Genomic DNA, 22229 nt, shown 5'->3' with positions numbered 1-22229 from the left:
AATTAATCAAAATTCTGGAGCTCAACCAACTTTCTGTAAGTTCCATCTTTTTCCATCAAATCCTGATGAGAACCTTGCTCTATAATGTCACCTTTTTCCATCACGACAATATGATCCGCTTTCTGAATCGTCGATAATCGATGTGCTATTACCAAAGATGTTCTGTTTTCCATCATTTTTTCCAATGCGTCCTGAACATATCTTTCTGACTCTGTATCCAACGCAGAAGTTGCCTCATCGAGAATCATAATTGGCGGATTTTTAAGAACCGCTCTCGCAATAGAAACCCGCTGTTTCTGTCCACCGGAAAGTTTGTTTCCATCATCTCCAATATTGGTATCATAACCTTCTGGGAGACTTTCTATGAATTGATGGGCATTGGCAATTTTCGAAGCTTCGATAATTTCTTCTCTCGTCGCATTCTCTTTACCCATTGCAATGTTGTTGTAAACCGTATCATTGAAAAGAACAGATTCCTGCGTTACCATTCCCAGAAGAGAGCGATAATCTTTTAAATTAAGATTTTTGATATTCTCTCCATCAATTTCGATACTTCCTTCGGTTACATCATAGAAGCGTGCCAGAAGATTGGCAATTGTTGTTTTTCCACTTCCACTTTGTCCAACGAGGGCAACCGTTTTTCCTTTCGGAATTTTAAGTTCGAAATTTTTAATAATTGTTCTATCCTGATTATAGTAGAAACCAACATCTTTGAAATTAATTTCAGACTTGAAATCGTGGATTGGAACTGGATTAGCAATCTCATCCACACGAACATCAGCGTCTAAAATTTCCATTACTCTTACCAAAGACGCTTCTGCTTTTTGAACATTAGAAATGGATGATGACAAACTCTTGATTGGAGGAAGAATTTGGAAAAATATCCCTAAGAAAACCAAGAAATCTTCTGGACGAATACTTTGATTCACGATGATTTCTTTCCCTCCGTACCAGGTGATAATCAAGAAAGTAACAGCGCCAAGAAACTCACTCATCGGCGAAGCTAATTCTTTTTTACGACCAAGACTTACGGAATTACTAATCCATTTTGACATTGAATTGGTAAATCTGTTACTCAATAATTTTTCTGCATTGAAGATTTTGATGATTTTAGAAGACTTCAAAGTTTCATCAACAATAGAAAAAATATTTCCCAATTCGTGTTGCGCTTCGTGAGAATCTTTTTTAAGGCTTTTCCCAATTAACGAAATCATTGTACCCATTATTGGCAAGACAATCAAACTAAATAACGTTAATTGAGGACTTAAATAAAATAATGTCACCAAGGTACTGATTAGCATAAAAGGTGAGTTGATAAGATCCACCAAACTTCCTAAAATATTATTTTCAACTTCGCCAACATCATTGGACATTCTGGACATCATATCGCCTTTTCTCTGTTCTGTAAAAAAGGAAACAGGCAGAGCCAGAACTTTATTATACATGGCACTTCTCAAATCTTTGGTAACGCCCACTCTGTAAAAAATCAAAAGATAGGCACCAAAATATCGGAAAATATTTCTCAATAAAAATGTAAATGCCGTGATGACACAAAGCCAAGCCAAAACCGTCAAAGCACCTCTTTCATTAACTTCTGATTGTATGAAATAATAAGAATATTCTTTCACATAGCCGAAGAAGTTGGTGATATCGCCGTCGTAGACTGGTTTTACAATATTGGCGTCCATTTTTACACTTCCGAACAACATACCTAAAACCGGTAAAATGGTTCCTAAAGATGCAATTTGAAATACAGAATACAGAATATTAAAAAATAAACTGGCGTAGATATATTTCTGATGCGGACTGGCAAATTTTAGAATTCGTCGATATAAATTCATTGAAAAAAATTGAAATGCGAAATTACGGAAAATAAATAGTTTACTTTATCAAGACGTTAGAAATCGTATTTTACTTTATCGTTATACTTCGGCTGGAAATTTTTCGTGTTCAATTTTTCAATCGTCTTCGCAAAATTATTGATGATGTTCGTCAGATTATCTGCATCAACAATATTAATATCATCATTCACAGCGTGATAATGCATTGCTTTATTCATATCTACCGTTGAAATAGAATGAGCGACGATCTTTTTCTTAACAAAATTGACATTGTCTGACCTGTAAAATAATTGCTGACCTTGATATGGATCTGGATAAACTTTCAACCCGTTCACTGCGCTGGCATTAATCAATTCATCAAAATCAGAGAATTCATCGCCTGTCATAAACACCGCATTTTTTCCGAACTGAGATTCTGTAGCCAGCATTTCGAAATTGAAAAGCGCTTTGATATTATCGAAAACAGGACTCAAGTTTTGATTTTCCGATAAAGCTCTGGAGCCCACCAATCCAATCTCTTCTGCATTGAAAGCCATGAAAACCATCGAATAATCTGTCTTTTTATCTTTGAAATAATCTGCCAAACCAATCACGGTGGCAACACCACTTGCATCATCATCTGCGCCGTTGTAGATATTATCGCCTTCTTTATTGTTAGTTCCGATATGATCAAAATGAGCCGAATAAGCTAAACTTTCCTGTGATTTACCTTTCTTGAGAGCACAAACATTGTAACCTTTCTTTCCTTTATATTCAAAGGGAATCAAATAAGAATCTCCAAAACAGTAATCCAAATTATTTTTTTTGAATTCAGAAGCGATATATTCTGCAGCTCTATCATTTTCTTGCGTTCCGAACTTTCTGCCTTTCATTTCGTCTGAAGCTAAAGTTGAAACAATATTTACAATTCTTTCTTTGGAAATATCCTGCGAAAACACGACTAATGGTAACATCAAAAGAAAAATAACACCAGATTTTTTCATAATTTTATGGTTAATTTTGTAAAGTTAATTAAGAATAAGTATTTTCATCTAGCAACTTGTTACTTTGAAGGCATAAAAAAAACAGCCTCCAAAAAAGGAAGCTGTTCTCACTCAAAAAAATCGTCGCTAGGTCTATCGTAGTCTGTCTACAGATTTTACGAGCCTCTCATCTTTTCTGATATACATATTTGCAAGCAGCAAACAAACTATAGAAAGGAATGGAAAAACCGGCTCAATACCCTTCTCAGGAATAGAAATTCCTCCGGATAAGTTTAGCAGCCAATACGCCAAAAGACCAATCAACAAAGCGTTTATAATGATGCTGATGTTGTTCAGCAAAATCTGTCTTTTTCTGTTTCTGAAACTAAAAATACTTAAAACCCCGAATAAAATTAATATGACTGTGGAAACATTAATGGTGAGATAGGCTCCCAGAACATCAAAATCCTGCGCAGTGATATTTAGGAAAACGGCTCCTAAAACGGCTAAAAATATCCAGACTGTCTGTATTCTTTGTAACATCTTCAGTGGTAAATCCTTGATATAAAGCTTATCAATAGGTTACAAAAATAAAATAATTTTTGCTTAATTCAAAAATTAATGTAGATTTGCATTGTAATTACCTTTTTTAAAAATGATAACCTCCTGGTTTTCATTCTTATCAGATACACAAATAAAAATTACCCTTTTTACGATTATATGTTTAATATCGAAACGCTAAGGTCCAAATCCGATGAGGAATTGGCTAAACTTTCTAAAGATTTAGGCGTTAAACTGACAAAAAAAAGTACTCCCGAAGAAACTATTTTTGCAATCCTTGATTATCAGGCTTCTAACCCGAAGGTTATCAAAGATTATCTGAACGCCAACAATGAAAATATGAATAACACTCCCGACGAAACTCCGAAGGAAGATAGCCCTGCTCCAAAAAAAAGAGGCCGGAAACCCGCTGAAAAATCAGCTGAAAAACAGGAAGAAAAGCCAGCAGATCTAGAAAATTCTGAAACAGAAAAACCTGTGAAAGAAGAAAAAGCTAATGAGGATGCTAAACCTCAAAATCCTGCAAAGAAAAAACAAAGAGCAAGAATCAGCCAAGAAAAAACAGAAGTTAAGAATACTGACACGCCTCAAGCTGAAACTTCGCAAGTTGAAGAAAAAACTGAGCATTCAAGACCAAAAAATCAGAATCAGCAGCAGAACAATCAACAACAAAAGGCTAATCAAAATAAAGGTCAGCAAAAGGTGCAGAGACCACAACAGCAGTCAAATCAGTCTCAACACAATTATTCGCAACAAAATAATCAACCTACCGAAACGCAGCAGCCAGTTGAAGCTCCTAAAAAGGAATTCAATTTTGATGGTATCGTTACGATTGAAGGCGTTTTGGAAATTCTACCGGATAACTACGGATTTCTCCGCTCTTCAGACTTCAGTTATATTTCTTCTCCGGATGATGTTTATGTTTCTACCAATCAGATCAGAAATTACGGACTAAAAACGGGTGACACTGTAAAAGGAATCGTGAGATTGCCAAAAGAAGGTGAAAAATATTTCTCTCTTCAAAAACCTACAGAAGTTAACGGAAGAGATTTAGCTTTCATCAAAGACAGAGTTGCTTTTGAGTTCTTGACACCACTTTTTCCTCAGGAAAAATTCAATTTGGCAGGTAAAAATTCTACACTTTCTACTAGAATCGTAGATTTATTTGCGCCCATCGGAAAAGGACAAAGAGCAATGATTGTTGCACAACCTAAAACCGGTAAAACAATTTTACTAAAAGATATCGCTAACGCCATTTCTGCCAATCATCCTGAAGCTTATATGATGGTTCTTCTAATCGATGAAAGACCAGAGGAAGTTACAGATATGCAAAGAAGTGTGAATGCAGAAGTAATTGCTTCTACATTTGATGAAGCAGCAGATAAGCACGTAAAAGTGGCGAATTTGGTATTATCAAAAGCGCAAAGAATGGTAGAATGTGGCCACGATGTTGTGATTCTTTTGGATTCTATCACGCGTTTGGCAAGAGCTTACAACACTGTAACGCCGGCTTCTGGAAAAATTCTTTCCGGAGGTGTGGATGCAAACGCTCTTCACAGACCTAAACGTTTCTTCGGAGCAGCTAGAAAAATCGAAAATGGAGGTTCTTTGACAATCATCGCAACTGCTTTGATTGATACAGGTTCCAAAATGGACGAAGTAATCTTCGAAGAGTTTAAAGGAACGGGAAATATGGAACTGCAACTGGACAGAAGAATTGCCAATAAACGTATCTATCCAGCTGTGGATTTGGTATCCTCCAGTACCAGAAGAGATGACCTTCTTCAGGATGAAGCCACCCAGCAACGGATGTGGATTATGAGAAAATATCTCGCAGATATGAATCCTTTGGAAGCAATGGAATTTGTTCAGAAACAAATGCAGGGAACGCGGAACAATGAAGAATTCCTTATGTCTATGAACAGATAATTTTCAAATTAAATAAAAAAAGCTCGGCTCGCAATTGCGAGCCGTAACTTTAGTATTACCACGGTAAAAATTTTATTTTTAAGCCACGAAAACGTCTTCTACATCTGCCTTTCTGCTTAGAACTGCGTGAGCATAAGAACAGTGAGCTTTGATTGTCCAACCATTTTTTCTGGCAAATTCCACAGAATTTTCAACCAATTTTTTTCCCAGTCCCTGACCTTCAAATTTTGGAAAAACCATTACGTAGCTAACGATTATTTTTTTTAGTTCCGGAACAATCGTATAAGTCAATCTTCCTATTTCTTCGTGAGGATTTTTCATTGTGATAAAACCACCATTTCCGGATTTATGATTTTCAAAAAAAAGTTCCATAAATTTTTTTTAAAATAATCAGCTAAAATTGTTCCAAATTACCTCACAGGTGTTCTAAATTCTCCATAACCAATCAAACCATCGAAGTTTCTTCCGAAAGGTGTATAATATAAAAACGCCTGATAAAGGTTTTCTGTCTGCCAAAAATTCCCGTTAACTTCGCCGTAATTCAGCTTTCCGTCTGAACCTTTTGTTGCGATGATGTAATTGTAGAAACCTTGTTTCAGATATATTTTGGCGATGTATTTCTGTGCTTTTTCATCGTATTGCATTTGGCTGGTTTTGTCCGCTTTGTAGTCGTTAAAAAGTCCCAAAACATAAAATTCCTTATCTGATTTCTGACTATCCAGTGCGAAATAAACCCAGGAATAATCTGCCTCACGATTCGCATTTCTCTCGATTCCGAGATCATTCCTACGGAAATAAAAAGCACCATTCACATCTGGCTGGTACTGGTAATCCCCGGGATAAGCCCAAACCGGATGAAGATATGTATAATTTCTGCCTTCAATATTTTCTGTTCCGGCAACCATATCCATTGCCTGATTAATCACCTTGTTATCAAAATAATAGAATTCATTATTGCCGGGAAAAGCCAGATTCAGCTGCTGGAACAACAGTTTATTTCCCATAGTGGAACTGGCCCTAAGATTTCGGAGTGCGATATTCCAGTTATTATTCTGAATGACATTGAGGGTGATAGAAGAAAGATTATTAGTAATTCCCGCACCATTTCCTACAGCCTGGATTTCTAATCGCTGCTTTAGATCCGGATTTTTCGCGTCCATAAACCTGCTTACATTGATGCCTAAATTAGCGCCATCTTCATAGATACAAAATCTTCTTGTAAACAAAGGTTTTTCCTGAGAATCTTTGTAAACAATAATCTCATAGTTACCTGAGATTTTTGGCTGAATTTTTTCATTCGGGAAAGCTAATTCGTAATGTGTATATTTCTGATAAGTATTGAAAGAATATTGGAAATTCTCAATCAACGCATTCATACTTCCATTAGCAAATTCTGTGAAGAAAAGTCCGTCATCTTCCCAATTTCGGCTGTAGTGTTTTAATGTATAGCGATATAACTGGCTGCTGTTGGAGAGATCGTCAAATCTCAGGATTAGTTGTTCACCCATCGCAATAACAGGCGTTTCATCATTGGTTTTAGGGTTAAAAACCTGAACACTCCTGATTTCCTGAGAAAAAATAGAAATGCTCAAAAAAACAGTTAATATCTTGAATAACTTCATCCGCTGATAATTGTAAAAAGTTTATTAGGCTAAGTTAATGTTTTATATTTTTACATCTAAATTTAAAAGAATGTTGCACGTAAAATCCCTTACCTTTAATCCTTTTTCCGAGAATACATACATCATTTATAACGATGAAAAGGAAGCTTTTCTTATAGATGCTGGAAATATGCCGGAAGCAGAAACCCAAACTTTGCATAGTTTCATCAAAACGAATGAACTTAAAGTGAAAAATATTTTGCTCACACACGCTCATATCGATCATATTATCGGTTTACAATGGGCTTATGATATGTTTAGTGTTCCTGTCCTGATTCACCCTGACGAAATGGAAATTCTTGACAGAGCGTCTTTCACCGCAAAGAACTATGGTTTTTTCTTTCCAGCTTTTAAAGGAGAACTTCAAAACATTAAAGAAGGGGAAACACTGATGTTAGGCTCCGAAACTATCGAAATCTATGATGTTCCGGGACATTCGCCGGGAAGCGTGGCTTTTTATAATCAAAATAATGGATTTGTGATTTCCGGTGATGCATTGTTTATGATGAGCATTGGCAGAACCGATCTTTACAAAGGTGATTATGACCAACTGATCTCCAGCATCAAAACTAAATTACTGACTTTACCAGATCATACAAAAGTCTACAGCGGACACGGAGAACCAACATCTATTGGTTTTGAAAAGGAACATAATCCTTTTTTGAAATAATAATAAGAATTATGCGTTATAAGGCTAAAGCTCTGGAAGCCTTTTTGCAAAAAAAACGCTTCCAATTCCGGAAGCGTTCCTATTTTTTTAGTCCTGATGAATTTCAGACAAAATCGGGCCGGAGGAAACCAATTCCAAGGCTTCTTCATTATCAGTAAATTGCTCAAAATACTTAATATATCTCGCAGCCAAATCTTTCGCTTTAGCTTCCCAATCCGAATTATTCTCATAAGTATCTCTTGGGTCAAGTATGTTTTCAGAAACATTCGGCAATGCAACTGGGAATTCCAGATTCATTACAGGAACTTTGTTCGTATCAGCTTTATCAATACTTCCATCAATAATTGCATCGATAATCGCTCTTGTATCTTTCAGAGAAATTCTCTTTCCGGTTCCGTTCCAGCCTGTGTTTACCAAATAAGCTTTCGCGCCGTGTTGCTTCATTTTTCCAATTAATGTTTTGGAATACATCGTTGGATGCAATGTCAAAAATGCTTCTCCAAATGCCGGTGAAAAAGAAGGCGTTGGTTCTGTAATGCCTCTTTCAGTTCCTGCTAATTTTGATGTATAGCCACAAAGGAAGTGATATTGCGCCTGTTTATCCGTCAATATAGAAACCGGAGGCAAAACCCCGAATGCATCGGCTGACAAATAAATGATCTTACTCGCGTGACCAGCCTTGGAAGGTAAAACAATTTTGCTAATATAATAAATAGGGTACGAAACTCTTGTATTCTCTGTAATCGAACCGTCGGCATAATCTACGTTGCCTTCATCATCCGTTACCACATTTTCCAGCAATGCATCCCTTCTAATGGCACCATAGATATCTGGTTCTTTTTCTTTGCTCAAGTCAATCACCTTGGCATAGCAACCACCTTCGTAATTGAAAACACCGTTGTTATCCCAGCCGTGCTCATCGTCACCAATTAGGTAACGTTTTGGGTCTGCAGAAAGCGTTGTTTTTCCAGTACCGGAAAGTCCAAAGAAAACTGCTACATCTCCCTCCTCACCTACGTTTGCTGAACAATGCATAGAAGCCATTCCTTTCAGAGGAAGATAATAATTCATAATAGAGAACATTCCTTTCTTCATTTCTCCGCCGTACCAAGTTCCTCCGATAATCTGCATTTTCTTGGTCAAATCGAACATTACAAACACTTCGGAATTAAGTTCGTGTTGTTCCCAATTGGGGTTTACAGATTCGGAAGAATTGATCACCACAAAATCTGGTTCACCATAATTTTGAAGATCGTAATGAGAAGGACGAATGAACATATTCATCACAAAATGAGCTTGCCAAGCCACTTTTGTAACGAACCTCACTTTCAGTCTCGTGTCTTCGTTCGAACCACAATAGGTATCGATAACATAGATTCTGTCGCCCGAAAGGTCTTTGGTTACAATGTCTTTTAATTCATCAAAAACTTCGACTGTAGTTGGACGATTGATGTTCCCGTCCCACCAAATCGTATCCTGAGTGATATTGTCTTTTACAATATATCTGTCTTTCGGAGACCTGCCGGTAAAAATTCCTGTTTTTACAGCCACAGCTCCCGACTTTGTCAGAACGCCTTTAGCAAATCCGGAATTATTAGGATCCATCTCTGCTTGGAAAATTTCTTCGTAAGTTGGATTGTGGATAATCTCTTTCGGATTGAAAATACCTTGACGTTCAAGATAAGATTTTAACTTGTCCATTTTTAATTTTTTTTGAAGATTAAGGGTGTTGCGACAAATGTAAAAATATCAGCGAATTATCAATGCATTTATAAACTGACATTCATCAGTTTAAATAAAATTTATAATTAATTGATAATCAATTTATTAAACATTTCCAAGAAAATATTTTGGAAAAACCACGCTGTTTGAAATAGTCTTGATAATCTCCAAATTTGGATGCAAGGACGAAATCTCCTCCCCAAGCTCCCAAACTTTTGACAAAACTTGGACAATCTTGGAAATATTTTTCTTTCACAGTTGGAGTTCCGAGAAAATCAGACAGTTTTTGCTCGTGAATTGTCATTAACTGTGAAAATTCTTCCAAATTTTGACTATTGACAATCTTTTTGGTTAATTCAGAATAATCATTGATTAATTCCGTTGAAGTTGGCATGGATCTGTAATGAGAAATTCCCTCCCGCGTATCTTGTTTTTGATTGAGATGAATGAAAATCAACTCATCTTTGAAATTCGGTTGAAAATCAATCGTTTCATAAACTCTTTCAGGAAAACGACTGTAAAGAACTGCAGATTTTTCTTTGGCAACCGCAACATCATAACCACTTCCTCCTAAACTGATTTCATTAAGAATAAAAGGGTCGATATTTGCCCATTCTGCAAGATTATTCATCAAGGTAGAACTGCTTCCTAATCCAAAATCTGAAGGAAATTGAAGGTTGGTTTTGACGTGATAAGAAGTATCGCTTTTCAGTTTGATTTCAGAAAGATTCTGAACATTTTTGAGCGTTTTAAGAATGAATTCTGAAGCTTTGGAATCATTGGTTTCAAGGATTTTCCAATTTTTATAATCAATTGTAGCCTTTAACCATAATTGATTCTGATGATAAGCTTCCCAAAAAATCAATGACTTTTGGTTTTCATTCTCTGTATAAAAAAGCTCTTGTCCCAGCTTTGTTGGAATAGCTAGAACAAGAGCGCCATCAACAGCAACATATTCTGAGGTAAGCATTAACTTGCCCGGTGAAAATATCCTGCTCATTTGTTGATTATTTATATTGCAGATGCAACACTTACTTCAGGATTAATTTTTTTAATCAAACCTTGAAGCGTTTTTCCAGGTCCAACTTCTATAAAATTGGTTGCTCCGTCTTTTATCATATTTTGCACACTTTGAGTCCATTTTACAGGACCAGTCAATTGAGCAATCAAATTTTTCTTGATTTCTTCCGGGTCAGAAACTGCAGTAGTTGTGATGTTCTGGTAAACCGGAATTGTTGCTTTACGGAATTTGGTTTTCTCTATCGCTGCAGCCAATCTCTCTTGAGCAGGCATCATCAATGGTGAATGGAAAGCGCCATTTACAGGTAGTAATAAAGCTCTTTTTGCACCAGCCGCTTTCAAAGCTTCACAAGCTTTCTCAACAGCTGCTGTTTCTCCGGAAATCACCAATTGCCCAGGACAATTGTAATTTGCAGGAACTACAATTCCTTCGATTTCTGCACAGATTTCTTCAACTTTGGTATCTTCTAATCCAAGGATTGCAGCCATCGAACTTGGATTGATATCGCAAGCCATTTGCATTGCTTGTGCTCTTTCGGAAACCAATTTCAATCCGTCTTCGAAAGATAAAACGCCGTTAGCAACCAACGCGGAAAATTCGCCCAAAGAATGTCCGGCAACCATCTCTGCGCCCAAACCATTCGCTACTTTTACAGCAGCAACCGAGTGTAGGAAAATAGCTGGCTGAGTTACGCTGGTTTTTTTAAGATCTTCGTCCGTTCCGTTGAACATCACCGAAACGATATCAAAACCAAGAATATCATTGGCAGAATCCATCAGGTCTTTCACGTCTTTTCGGGAATCGTAAAGTTCTTTTCCCATCCCGACAAACTGTGAACCCTGCCCAGGAAATACAAGTGCTTTCATATATTTATAAATAATAATTGATGAATAATAAATGATTATACCATCAATGTTTTTAAATTTTATTTTCTCTCTAATGTCAAAGCGAATCCTGAATCAGTTATCATCCATCGCTTATCAACTATAATTATTGCATCAATCTCACAACTCTGTAACCGTTGTTAATGTAAGCGCCATTTGGTTTTGCTTTTACAAATTCGAATTTTGTAGCCAGCTGTGTTTGAGATTTACCGATTTGTTTGAAAATTTCTCCTTTTTTGTTTTCTCTCGTCAGCATATCATTCATCACATCAAAACCGATTACGGCATATTTTGAAGGCGTTTTACAATATTTGCCTTTGTAAGCTGCAAGAATTTCTTTTTCGAAATCTCCGTCATAATTGATTTTTCTATCCATTAGATAAACCAAACTCGCTTTCGAAAGGTCATCTACATTTTTTTCAAAACTTGGGCTGTAGAACATACTGAACGCTTTCACGCCTTCTGTCTGTTTTCCAAGAGCAATAACCTTTGATGCAAATGCAGAACCTGCCGATTCGTCATCATCAGCTAAAATAGCAATCACAGGAACTGATTGTCCCGTCATCATATTATTTTCTAACTGAATTTCTGATGAAGAATTAACAATAACGACATTAGGTTTTGATAAAGATTTTTCTAAACCTGCTTTAATCGCGTTTGCATTAGCTTTAGAATTATCAGCAACGATATAGATTTTTTGATCCTGATAAACCTGACCAACTTCTTTCACAATTCTGTCTGAATAAACCGAATTCTCTGTTTCAATGATAATCAAATTACTGTAATCGAAAAGGTCTTCTGAGTTTGCAAATGGCGCAACTACAGGAATTTTTTTATCATTGACGAACCTCAGAACTTCAAGAACATTTGATTTGAAAAAAGGGCCAACAATCAAGTCTGTATTTTCAGGATTCAATTGAGCAAGGCTATTTTTGAAAGTCGTTTCATTTCCTGCATCTACAACTTTGATGTCCAGTTTTTGTCCGTTAGTTGCATTTCTCTCAGCAGCAAGTTTTGCACCCGTCAAGAAATCCATAGACATGGTTCTGTATTTGGCATCATTTGCATCATATCCGAAAGGCAACATCAAAACAACACTCAAAACATCACCGCTTTTCTTAGAATACATCGGGTCTTGTTTCTTGATTTTCAAAGTCATGCCTGCTTTCAAACCGTCTGCAAGATTTGGATTTAATGACATCAACTGATCCAATGTCGCATTAAATCGGCTCATTATACTGAACATCGTGTCGCCATTCTGAACGGTGTAAGTCACATAATCATCTTCGGCAGGCAATGTGTTAGAAGAGTTTTTCGCTGGGACAGATCTTGTAGTTTCCGTTACCGGTGCAGAACTTGAGTTGCTATTAGAATTATCTTGAACTTGAATACCTTCTGAAGATACAGAAATAGTATTTGCATCAGAAACTCTAATGGCTTCCCCCGGTTTCAAACCTGTGGTTTCCAATCCTGGATTCAAAGCGAATAACTGCTTTTGAGTCAGGTTGAATTGTCTCGAAATCTTATAATAATTGTCTTTTGCTTGAACAACATATAAACCTTTGTCGGAAGAAGTGGTTTCAGTTTTAGTTACTGTTTTTACTTCCGCAGGTTTTTCCGTCGTAGTCGTTGTTGTCGTTTGAACAACTGTTGCAGGTGCAGAACCTCCAAATTTCTGAAGATTATCTAGTGGCAAAATGATTTTGTCACCGATTTTCATATGAGAATCCAATTCAGGATTCAGTTTTCTAAGTTCGGACTCAGAAATCTGATATTGTTTTGTAATACCGTAGATGGTTTGCTTTGGCTGTAAAGTAATGGTTCCTGTTTTACCTGTTTTAGCTACAGAAGTCACAGCAGGTGCAGAAACAACAGATTTCGAAGCACTTCCGCTTTTTGAAACTACGACAACATCCCCAATCTTCAGTCCGTTTTCCTTTGCGGAAGGATTAAGGCGGTATAATTCATCAATTGTTAAGCCATATTGTTTAGAAATCCCATAAGGCGTTTCCTTTGGCGCAACGGTATGCGTTTTCTGAGCAGAAAGCCCTAAAAAGCCGATAAGTCCTGATAAAATGAAAATCTTTTTAATCATCCTTTTTATATAATGTTACAAAAATAATGCTTTCAGATTAAATTGCCGAAATTATCAGTTCCGATTTTTGAACATCCATTAACTGATAACTGTCGGCAATCCATTGTTTGCCAAAATCTGCGTAGAACACGCTGAAATTGAATACTCTTTCCTGCCAAGTCCCGCCCGGATGAACTTTCAAAAATAAATTCTGCATCTGATTAAACTTCTCCGATTGTTTTATTTTCTCCGCTTTCAGAAGGCGTTTTTGCATTCTTTTGAATGATTTTAATTGTCGAGTTTCCTCTGCATTAACAAGGTTTACAAACGTTTTATCTGTTTGTTCTGCCTTTGTTTTTATTTCTGAAAACGAATTAATCAAATCTTGTTCTTTTTTTTCAAGAAGTGTTTTGATTTCGTTGTTGTCTAATATTTTTTGATTGATGACTTCAGCAAAATTCCCGAAGAAATCTTCGATTTTCAAGCCTGAGTTTTCAATTTTTCTGAAAGTTTTTTCTTCCAAAAACAACATCGAGTTTCTTGGAATCAAAATTGGGAAAGGAAGATTAATGGATTCAAAATAATCTTTGAGCTCTATCCAATACATAATTTCTGCGTTTCCGCCAACGTAAGCCAGATTCGGCATAATCGTTTCCTGATAAGCCGGACGAAGAACCGCATTGGGACTAAATTTTTCAGGATGATTATCCAGTTCATTGAGAATTTCTTCTTCTGAGAATTTCAAATCGGTGTCAAGAATGAAATAATCATTGCCTATTTTCTCGATTCGGTTTCTGGTTTCTGTTAGATAAAACAGATTGATTTCTCTTGGATTGACCTGAACTTTGTGATATTCTTTTTCAAGAAATTCTCTTTGTTGTTTTGTAGCTTCAAAAAGATTGTTGGATAATAATTCTTTTCTGAAAATATCTTTAACCTGATTTTTAAGTTCTTTTTCGTTTCCATCAATGGTCAACAAACCGTAATCCGAAAACAATTGATTCACCAGATATCGGATTGCCTGTGTATGTGTTTTACCTTTTTTGTAGGCATTTTTGATCCACATAATCAGTTCAGTTCCATAGAGATGATCTTTGAATTCTTTCTCAAACTCCTGAATAAAAAAAGTATCATCGATTTTGATATTTCCAACATCTCCGCCAGCTTTACCTTTGATTTCGTAATAATGCGCTCTGGTTTTAAAATGATTGATTTCGTCAAAATCGTGATCTTCCGTCGCCATCCAAAAAACGGGAACAAAATTATGTTCTGGGAAATTGGATGTTAAGAACTCTGCAGTTTTGATGGTCTGCAAAATTTTATAAATAAAAAAAACAGGACCCGTAAAGAGATTGAGCTGATGGCCTGTGGTGATGGTAAAGGTATTTTTATCTTTTAGAGAAAACAGATAATTCAATTGTTTCGGAGACATCTGCTCTTCCTGATTCTGAGAAAAAATCGTGTTGTAAAGAATTTCTCTTTTATTATCAGAATAAGAATTTTGTTTTTCTGTAATCTGATTTTTGAAGTTCTCCAAGTCAAAAATTTTTTCTTGAAATCCTTCCAGATTATGCCCAAGAAAGTCTTTTACCAATTTTGGAATGCTGTCAATATTTTCGAAACCGATGGTCATTTGGTTGGTACTTTTTAAATTTTTAAACGCAAGGTCCGTAAAGTTTTAAACTTCTATTGATGTACAACAATTATTTTTATGTACGCTTTGCAGCCCGGCTTGAACGGAGCTCTTTTTCTGAAAAAACTGCCACCGGCAAATGCGGATGCTTTTTCAGAAAAAAGCGGGAGTGGAAGACGGATAAAGCTGCCATAATTATTCTAACAAAATTAATGGAAAAGATACCACACGATTCCTATGTTCAGACGAAAATCATAAATCGGGTAATCTGGTGCTGCAAATGACTTGTTCTGCATAAAGGTCTGGTTGATATGCTGGCCTTCCAGATAGAAAAACATTCTTTTGACTTTCATGTTGAAATAGACATCTGCAATTGGCCTACCACCAATCGAATAAGGGTTGGTTCCTGGCAAAACGTATTCATTCAGCAGAGGAGAATAGTTTCTGGATGCAAATTTTGTGAAATAATAAATTTTGATTCCTGTCTGGATAGTGGCTGCTTTTTTGAAGGCCGAAGCTTGATAAAAAATGTTAACTCTTCCCACAAAATCAGGAACAGGCAGCAAATCCTGATTGCTTAGAACTTTTTGGAAAAGCACTCTTCCGTTGAAATTGAATTTGCCATACTTCAAAGTTGTTTCGCCTCCAATCTGAGAAATATTGAGCGAAGATGAACTCTGCTGTGGCTTAGCTGAATTATCAAAATAAGTGTAATTATCGATCCTGTAATAATCTACAAATAATTGTGTGTTGAACCATTTTGCCAATTTCAAAGTTCCACCGATTTGGGTAACTGCTTCGTTATTTGGATTTTGCAAATAATAGTTATAATTAAGATAATGCGAAGAATTTACAAGATAATTGAAGCTTGGATAAGCTGATTGGAAATTAACTCGTCCTTCTATCAAATAATCTTTGATTGGTTCAAAATCCAATTCGTTGGTGGTTTTGATATAGTTCCCGAATTCTGAACCTTTGGAAATTTCTAAGAACGATTTGAGTTCAATCTTATCTAACAATTTGATTTGTAAATTGCCAACTGCGCCAAATCTCTGCTCTTTGAAATAACCTGGAATATTGAGTGTAGGAAACGTATTTTTATTCCCAAAATCTATGGTCTGATGGCGAAAACCTGCATCCAGCTTAAATTTGTCATTGTCCCAGACCAAACTAAAGGTGTTGCTAAGATTGTTGGAAAACTTCTTATTTGTTAACGGAAAATCTGTTATATCTGTACCCCCAAAGAAATCAACATTGGTTGATGTCTCAGAGAAATAATATTTATTTCCCTGATGAAAAATGGTATGTCTCAGTTTAAATGGATATTTCGCTGGATCGAAAGGAGAAAACTCCTGGCTAAAATAATACCTCCTATAACCATATCTCGATTCTACCCCCGAAAGATTAGTTTCAAGATTTTGACGGTTATTGAATCTTGAATCACCTCCTAAAAAAACATCCAAAGCTGCAATTCCTCCATTCTCTTGGTTATTGACATTCTGATGAATGTAATGCGCATAGGCCTCATATTTATTATTTTTAGAAAGATAATGTGCGCTGAAAACTGTATTATTGCTGGAAGCCAAGCTATTTCTGTAAAGTCCCTGAGACCTCAGTCCCATATATTCTATTGCAAAGTTGAAATTTTTGCCTACATTCTGAGTATACGTCGTTTGTAATTGGCCACCATTTTTCATCGCATTATTGTAGAAAAATGTAGTTGTTGGCGTTTTTACATCGTAGTAATTGATATCATTCTCGCCCAAAATAAAAAAAGATTTGTTCTCAGGAAGCAGTGTCAGATTTTGTTCAGTATTTTTTTCATAAACCAAATTTTGAAAACCCGATCCGATATTCGCATATTGTATTTTTCCGAAATTATCCTTCTTGTTGTACTGTGAAAATATGTATGATTTCTGTATAGCAAAAGTGGTGTCAAAAACTTTCTTTTCAGAAAATCTTTTCTTAACCAGATAATCATTGATTGTAGGCTTGTAGATCTCTAAAGAATCTTTTTCTCCAGAATCAACTTTGAGCGTGTCGGATATTTTGTTTGCATCTGTTTTGTTGACTTGCTGGGCATTTACAAAAACACCAAAAACAATGAATATAATCGATAAATATTTCATCAAGGAAATTTGAGTACAAAAGTACTAATAATCCTGTAATAAAAAACCCCGCGGATTGCGGGGCTGGATTATGTAAAATATAATGTACAAATATGTTAAAAAAAATTAACATCACAAAAAATGAATTACGAACTCTATGGCAATTCCTAAATAACGTTGTATTTTTCGTTTAAAAAATTAATTTTATTTTTCATTATTAACAATTTTATTATTGTAAAATTATATACATCATACTTAACATCGGAAAGGTAATTTAAAATTTAATAATTTTAATAATTTATTTAGAATTATTACAAATAAAATAAATAAAAAAAACCGCTAATACATTAGCGGTTTTATTATTAACTTAATAACTATTTCAATTTTTTCTTTACAGCTACCTCTTCATAGACTTCCAGAATATCTCCCACTTCTATATCATTATAGCCTTTCAAATTAAGTCCACATTCGTAACCTTTGGTCACTTCTTTCACATCATCCTTGTATCGTTTTAAGCTTTCCAGCTCTCCGTCAAATTTAACAATTCCATCTCGAAGTAGTCTGATTTTGGAATTTCTCGTTACCTTACCTGTAAGAACCATACATCCTGCGATGGAACCAACTTTAGAAATCCTAAATACTTCACGAATCTCAACGTTACCTACAACCTGCTCCTGAATTTCTGGAGATAGTAAACCTTCCATTGCTTCTTTTACTTCATCAATAGCTTTATAGATAATGGAGTAAGTTCTGATCTCTACTTCTTCCTTGTCTGCAATATCTTTAGCATTTACACTTGCTCTAACATTAAATCCAATCACAATTGCATCCGAAGCTGCAGCTAGCAAGATATCACTTTCTGTAATCTGACCAACGCCTTTGTGGAGAATATTGACCTGAATTTCTTCAGTAGATAATCTCTGAAGCTGATCAGACAATGCCTCTACAGATCCATCCACGTCACCTTTAAGAATGATATTCAACTCTTTGAAGTCACCTAAAGCGATACGACGTCCTATCTCATCCAATGTAAGATGTTTTTTAGTTCTGATGGACTGCTCACGTTGCAATTGTTCTCTCTTATTGGCAATTGTTTTCGCCTCTTTCTCATCCGCAAAAACTCTGAATTTATCACCAGCTGTCGGCGCACCATCCAGACCAAGAATTGTGACAGGAATAGAAGGTCCCGCTTTTTCCATAGATCGTCCACGTTCGTCTAGCATTGCTTTTACTTTTCCGTGGTTTTTACCTGCAAGTACATAATCTCCTACTTTCAAAGTACCACTCTGAACCAACATCGTTGCTACATATCCACGTCCTTTATCTAAAGCAGCTTCAATCACTACCCCACTAGCCTGTTTATTTGGATTAGATTTTAATTCTAATAATTCCGCTTGTAAAAGGACTTTTTCTAGCAATAAATCAACATTATTACCAAATTTAGCAGAAATTTCCTGTGCCTGAACATTTCCACCCCATTCTTCTACAAGAACATTCATTGCAGAAAGTTGCTCACGGATTTTATCCGGATTGGCATTGGGTTTATCCACTTTATTGATAGCGATAATCATTGGCACACCAGCAGCCTGTGCGTGGGCAATTGCTTCCTTGGTTTGTGGCATTACATCATCATCGGCAGCCACCACAATAATCGCAATATCGGTAACTTGAGCACCTCTCGCTCTCATCGCTGTAAAGGCTTCGTGACCTGGCGTATCAAGGAAAGTAATCCTTTGTCCGTTTTCCAATTTTACATTATAAGCACCAATATGCTGAGTAATCCCTCCGGATTCACCAGCGATTACGTTAGTTTTTCTAACATAATCCAGCAATGAAGTCTTACCGTGGTCTACGTGTCCCATTACTGTAACTATAGGTGCTCTTGGAAGCAAATCTTCTTCGGCATCTGGTTCTTCTTCAGCAGCAGCTTCTTCGATATCAGCATCCGAAAATTCGATTTTATAACCAAATTCATCTGCAACAAGCATTAACGTGTCTGCCTCTAATCTTTGGTTCATCGTTACCATAACTCCAAGAGAGAAACAAGCGGAAATCACCTCTGTTGCACTTACATTCATCAATGAAGCTAACTCGCTTACAGTGATAAATTCAGTTACTTTCAGTGTTCTGTCCTGAGCGTCCATTTCCTGCTGAAGTTCATCTTGTTCCCTTCTCCAAGTTCTTTTTTCTTTTCTATGTTTAGAGCCTTTAGATTTACCTCCTTTGTTAGTCAGTTTTTCTAAAGTTTCTTTAATTTGATTTTTTACTTGCTCATCTGTAAGCTCAACAGGCATTGTACGAGCTTGTCCTCTATTATTACCACCTCGGTTATTATTATTTCCAGGTCGGTTGTTATTATTTCCACCACGGTTTCCACCTTGGTTGTTTCGTCCCTGACCTTGCGGACGATTATTATTTCCTCCTTGTCCTTGTCTGTTGCCTCCGCCTTGCTGATTATTATTTTGTCCGGCATTATTCTGACCGGGCGTATCTTTGGTTATACGCTTTCTTTTTTTCTTCGCAGCATTATTGTTAGAGCTGGATTTAGGCTTGTTAAACTGCGAAAGATCGACAGTTTCTTTCAGAATCTTAGGACCGTCTAGCTTTTGATAAACCGTCTCAATTTTTTGAGGCTCATCATTTTCCTGAACTGCAGGCTTCTCCTGCTGTACGGGCTTTTCAGCAATCACTTCTTTTTTAGGCTCTGGCTGAGCTGCTGGGACTGGTTTAGATTCTTCTTCTTTTTTAGAAGGTCTTGGTTTATTTCCTTCAACTTTGGTAAGATCAATATTACCCAAAACTTTGAACTCCTGTCTTTCCTCTTTTTTTGGAACTTCTTTTATTGGAGCTTCCTCTTTAGGCTCTTCTTTTTGCTGAATCGGTTCCTCTTTAACAGCTGGTGTTTCTACCGGCTTTTTAGAGTCCAGATCTATTTTACCTAAAACTTTGGTTTCAGGTTTCAGGTTTGCTTTGGCTCTTATAACCTCAGGCGCTTTTTCCTCAATTGCTAATTTTTCATCAGGAACTTTAGAAATCACAACCTCATGAGAAGCTTTTCTCTGTTCTCCATCTTTTCGGAACTCAGCTTCTAATGCAGAAAATGCCTGTTCTTCCAATAGAGCGTTAGGATTACTATCCACAGCTATCCCTTTACTCTGGAGATATTCCACAGCTCTAGGTATAGAAATGTTTAGTTCTTTAACGGCTTTATTTAATCTTATTTTTGGCATAAATATCAATTTGCTTTTGGCTTTTAGCGTTTTAAGCTTTCAAGCTTTTATTTTTCTTTTTATTAAAATTTAGTTTCAGAATTTTTGAAAATTCAATATATAAATTATCCCTCGAGTTCTTCTTTCAGAATACTTTTAACTTCTTCTATAGTTTCCTCCTCAAGATCAACAATATTCAACAATGCTTCTGTATCTTTATCTAGAACGCTTCTTGCAGTATTCAGACCAACTTTTTTAAACTCGTCAATAATCCAAGATTCGATTTCGTCCGCAAATTCTACCAATTCAACATCATCATCTTCGGTCGTTTCCCTGTAAACATCAATCTCAAAACCAGATAACCAAGATGCCAGCTTAATATTCTGACCCTGCTTACCAATGACTTTAGAAATCTCATCAACAGGCGTATAAACTAACGCGTAATTAGTTTCCTGATTAACCTCAATTTTATTGATGGTAATATTTCCCAAAGCTCTCTTTACAAGAATCTCAGGATTTTTAGACCACTGAATGACATCTATGTTTTCGTTTCTCAGTTCTCTTACAACACCGTGAATTCTAGAACCTTTAACTCCAACACAAGCTCCTACAGGATCAATTCTGTCATCATACGCATCTACAGCAATTTTCGCCTTTTCACCCGGGATTCTGACTACCTTTTTCAGGATAATAGTTCCGTCCTGAATTTCTGGAATCTCCAGCTCCAATAGCTCTTCTAAGAATTTTGGCGCGGTTCTGGAAACAATGATTTGAGGTTTTGACCCTCGGAAATCTACACTTTCCACAATTGCTCTCACATTATCTCCCTTTTTGAAGAAATCTGAAGGAATTTGATTTTCCTTTGGCAGGATAAATTCATTGCCTTCATCATCAAGCAAAATTACGTGCTTATGACGGATATGATGCACCTCTCCAACAATCAACTCACCAATTTTATCGCGGAACTGCTCGTACAGGGTTGCATTGAAATGCTCCTGGATTTTGGTTGCCAAAATCTGCTTTAGTGTAAGGATATTTCTCCTACCCAATTTAGAAACGGGAATTTCCTGAGTGTACTCTTCACCAACTTCAAATGTAGGATCTATTTTTCTAACTTCAGAGATTTCGATTTCTAGATCATCATCTTCAGACATCTCATCTTCCACAATTGTTTTGTTTAGGAAGATTTGGAAGTCTCCTTTATCCGGGTTTACAATAACATCAAAATGATCATCAGAGTCATATCTTTTTCTCAAAAGCGTCTTAAGCGAATCTTCGATAATCGCCATCAAATCGATTTTGCTTATATTTTTTATTTCTTTAAAATCACCAAAGGCTTCTATTAAAGCTAAATTATCCATATTGATTTATAAATGATAAGTAATGATTGAGAATTAATCCTTTTATGATCAATTTCTTTCATTATATTGTTAAAATTTTATTGCTACCAATGCTTTTTTGATTTCTGAATAAGATATATCCTTATCTTCTACCACATCTTCCTTTCCTTTGCCCACAAGCTTGGGACGTCTGTAAGCTAGCCTGATTGTAATCTTTTCATCATCAACATGAACTAGCTCTCCTTCAATTTTTGAGTCATCAGTTAAAACAATATCTAAAGTTCTCCCGATATTCTTCCTAAATTGTCTTGGAGATTCCAGCGGCTCACTTAAGCCTGAGGACATTACCTGCAGCCCAAAATCGTGCACTTCACGATCCAGATTAAACTCTACAGCCCTGCTTGCATCAAGACAATCCTGTAACGAAACACCATTATCTCCATCCAGGATTACAGTAATATCAGAAGAAGCAGAAATCTTCAGATCAATCAAAAAAAGATCTGGTCTTGTCAATAAAAATTCATTAATCAGACGTGTCACTTCTGTTTTAAAATCCATAATTATCTTCTCCAAAGTTACATCTACGAAAAAAGGCATTCTTGCGAAAGCCTTCC

16 protein-coding genes are annotated in these 22229 nt (G+C 36.2%); 2 read left to right on the top strand and 14 right to left on the bottom strand.

Annotation, left to right across the window (positions count from 1 at the left end):
* Positions 1–2: 2 nt before the first annotated feature.
* The 3 genes from EGH73_RS11725 to EGH73_RS11715 form a co-directional block, all read right to left on the bottom strand.
* Positions 3–1841 (bottom strand): ABC transporter ATP-binding protein, encoded by a 1839-nt coding sequence (locus tag EGH73_RS11725; protein WP_123281996.1) that lies wholly within the window; start codon positions 1839–1841, stop codon positions 3–5.
* 56 nt (positions 1842–1897) lie between these two features.
* Positions 1898–2824, bottom strand: a complete 927-nt coding sequence (locus EGH73_RS11720) for a M28 family peptidase (protein ID WP_123281995.1) — start codon at positions 2822–2824, stop codon at positions 1898–1900.
* Positions 2825–2956: 132 nt separating this feature from the next.
* Positions 2957–3346 carry a DUF4293 family protein gene (locus EGH73_RS11715; RefSeq protein ID WP_123281994.1) on the bottom strand — a complete coding sequence of 130 codons (390 nt, stop codon included), beginning with the start codon at positions 3344–3346 and terminating at the stop codon, positions 2957–2959.
* 177 nt (positions 3347–3523) lie between these two features.
* On the opposite strand from EGH73_RS11715, the gene rho reads away from it, so the two are divergent.
* On the top strand, positions 3524–5293 hold the full coding sequence (gene rho, locus EGH73_RS11710) for a transcription termination factor Rho (RefSeq protein ID WP_123281993.1): 1770 nt from the start codon (positions 3524–3526) through the stop codon (positions 5291–5293).
* Positions 5294–5371: 78 nt separating this feature from the next.
* On the opposite strand, the gene EGH73_RS11705 is transcribed toward rho, so the two are convergent.
* Positions 5372–5665 (bottom strand): GNAT family N-acetyltransferase, encoded by a 294-nt coding sequence (locus tag EGH73_RS11705; protein WP_123281992.1) that lies wholly within the window; start codon positions 5663–5665, stop codon positions 5372–5374.
* A 38-nt stretch (positions 5666–5703) separates the two neighbouring features.
* Complete coding sequence (locus tag EGH73_RS11700; protein ID WP_123281991.1) at positions 5704–6915, bottom strand: type IX secretion system plug protein; 1212 nt, start codon at positions 6913–6915, stop codon at positions 5704–5706.
* A 70-nt stretch (positions 6916–6985) separates the two neighbouring features.
* On the opposite strand from EGH73_RS11700, the gene EGH73_RS11695 reads away from it, so the two are divergent.
* Positions 6986–7624 (top strand): MBL fold metallo-hydrolase, encoded by a 639-nt coding sequence (locus EGH73_RS11695; protein WP_123281990.1) that lies wholly within the window; start codon positions 6986–6988, stop codon positions 7622–7624.
* An 87-nt stretch (positions 7625–7711) separates the two neighbouring features.
* Here EGH73_RS11695 and pckA read toward each other — a convergent pair whose 3' ends face one another.
* The 9 genes from pckA to rimP all read right to left on the bottom strand — a co-directional run bounded on the left by pckA (position 7712) and on the right by rimP (position 22173).
* Positions 7712–9325: a phosphoenolpyruvate carboxykinase (ATP) gene (pckA, locus tag EGH73_RS11690; protein WP_123281989.1), complete on the bottom strand. Its 1614-nt coding sequence runs from the start codon at positions 9323–9325 to the stop codon at positions 7712–7714.
* A gap of 118 nt (positions 9326–9443) precedes the next feature.
* Positions 9444–10346 (bottom strand): GYDIA family GHMP kinase, encoded by a 903-nt coding sequence (locus EGH73_RS11685; RefSeq protein WP_123281988.1) that lies wholly within the window; start codon positions 10344–10346, stop codon positions 9444–9446.
* Positions 10347–10357: 11 nt separating this feature from the next.
* Complete coding sequence (gene fabD / locus EGH73_RS11680; protein ID WP_089769700.1) at positions 10358–11233, bottom strand: ACP S-malonyltransferase; 876 nt, start codon at positions 11231–11233, stop codon at positions 10358–10360.
* Between the two features lie 124 nt (positions 11234–11357).
* A complete protein-coding gene (locus EGH73_RS11675) occupies positions 11358–13346 on the bottom strand; it encodes a LysM peptidoglycan-binding domain-containing protein (protein ID WP_123281987.1) in 1989 nt (662 codons plus the stop codon).
* Positions 13347–13383: 37 nt separating this feature from the next.
* Positions 13384–14958, bottom strand: a complete 1575-nt coding sequence (bshC, locus tag EGH73_RS11670) for a bacillithiol biosynthesis cysteine-adding enzyme BshC (RefSeq protein ID WP_123281986.1) — start codon at positions 14956–14958, stop codon at positions 13384–13386.
* A gap of 209 nt (positions 14959–15167) precedes the next feature.
* Positions 15168–17087, bottom strand: coding sequence for a putative porin (locus EGH73_RS11665; RefSeq protein WP_123281985.1), 1920 nt, complete (start codon positions 17085–17087; stop codon positions 15168–15170).
* Between the two features lie 353 nt (positions 17088–17440).
* Complete coding sequence (gene infB, locus EGH73_RS11660) at positions 17441–20296, bottom strand: translation initiation factor IF-2 (protein ID WP_123281984.1); 2856 nt, start codon at positions 20294–20296, stop codon at positions 17441–17443.
* 104 nt (positions 20297–20400) lie between these two features.
* Complete coding sequence (gene nusA / locus EGH73_RS11655) at positions 20401–21636, bottom strand: transcription termination factor NusA (RefSeq protein ID WP_123281983.1); 1236 nt, start codon at positions 21634–21636, stop codon at positions 20401–20403.
* Positions 21637–21705: 69 nt separating this feature from the next.
* Positions 21706–22173: a ribosome assembly cofactor RimP gene (gene rimP / locus EGH73_RS11650; protein ID WP_089769767.1), complete on the bottom strand. Its 468-nt coding sequence runs from the start codon at positions 22171–22173 to the stop codon at positions 21706–21708.
* Positions 22174–22229: the final 56 nt, after the last annotated feature.

It is taken from the genome of Epilithonimonas hominis, from assembly GCF_003730015.1.
In the GTDB taxonomy this organism is placed as follows: Bacteria; Bacteroidota; Bacteroidia; order Flavobacteriales; family Weeksellaceae; genus Epilithonimonas; species Epilithonimonas hominis.
Note: the sequence above shows the minus strand (reverse complement) of the source record. Positions and strands in the feature narration are given on the sequence as shown.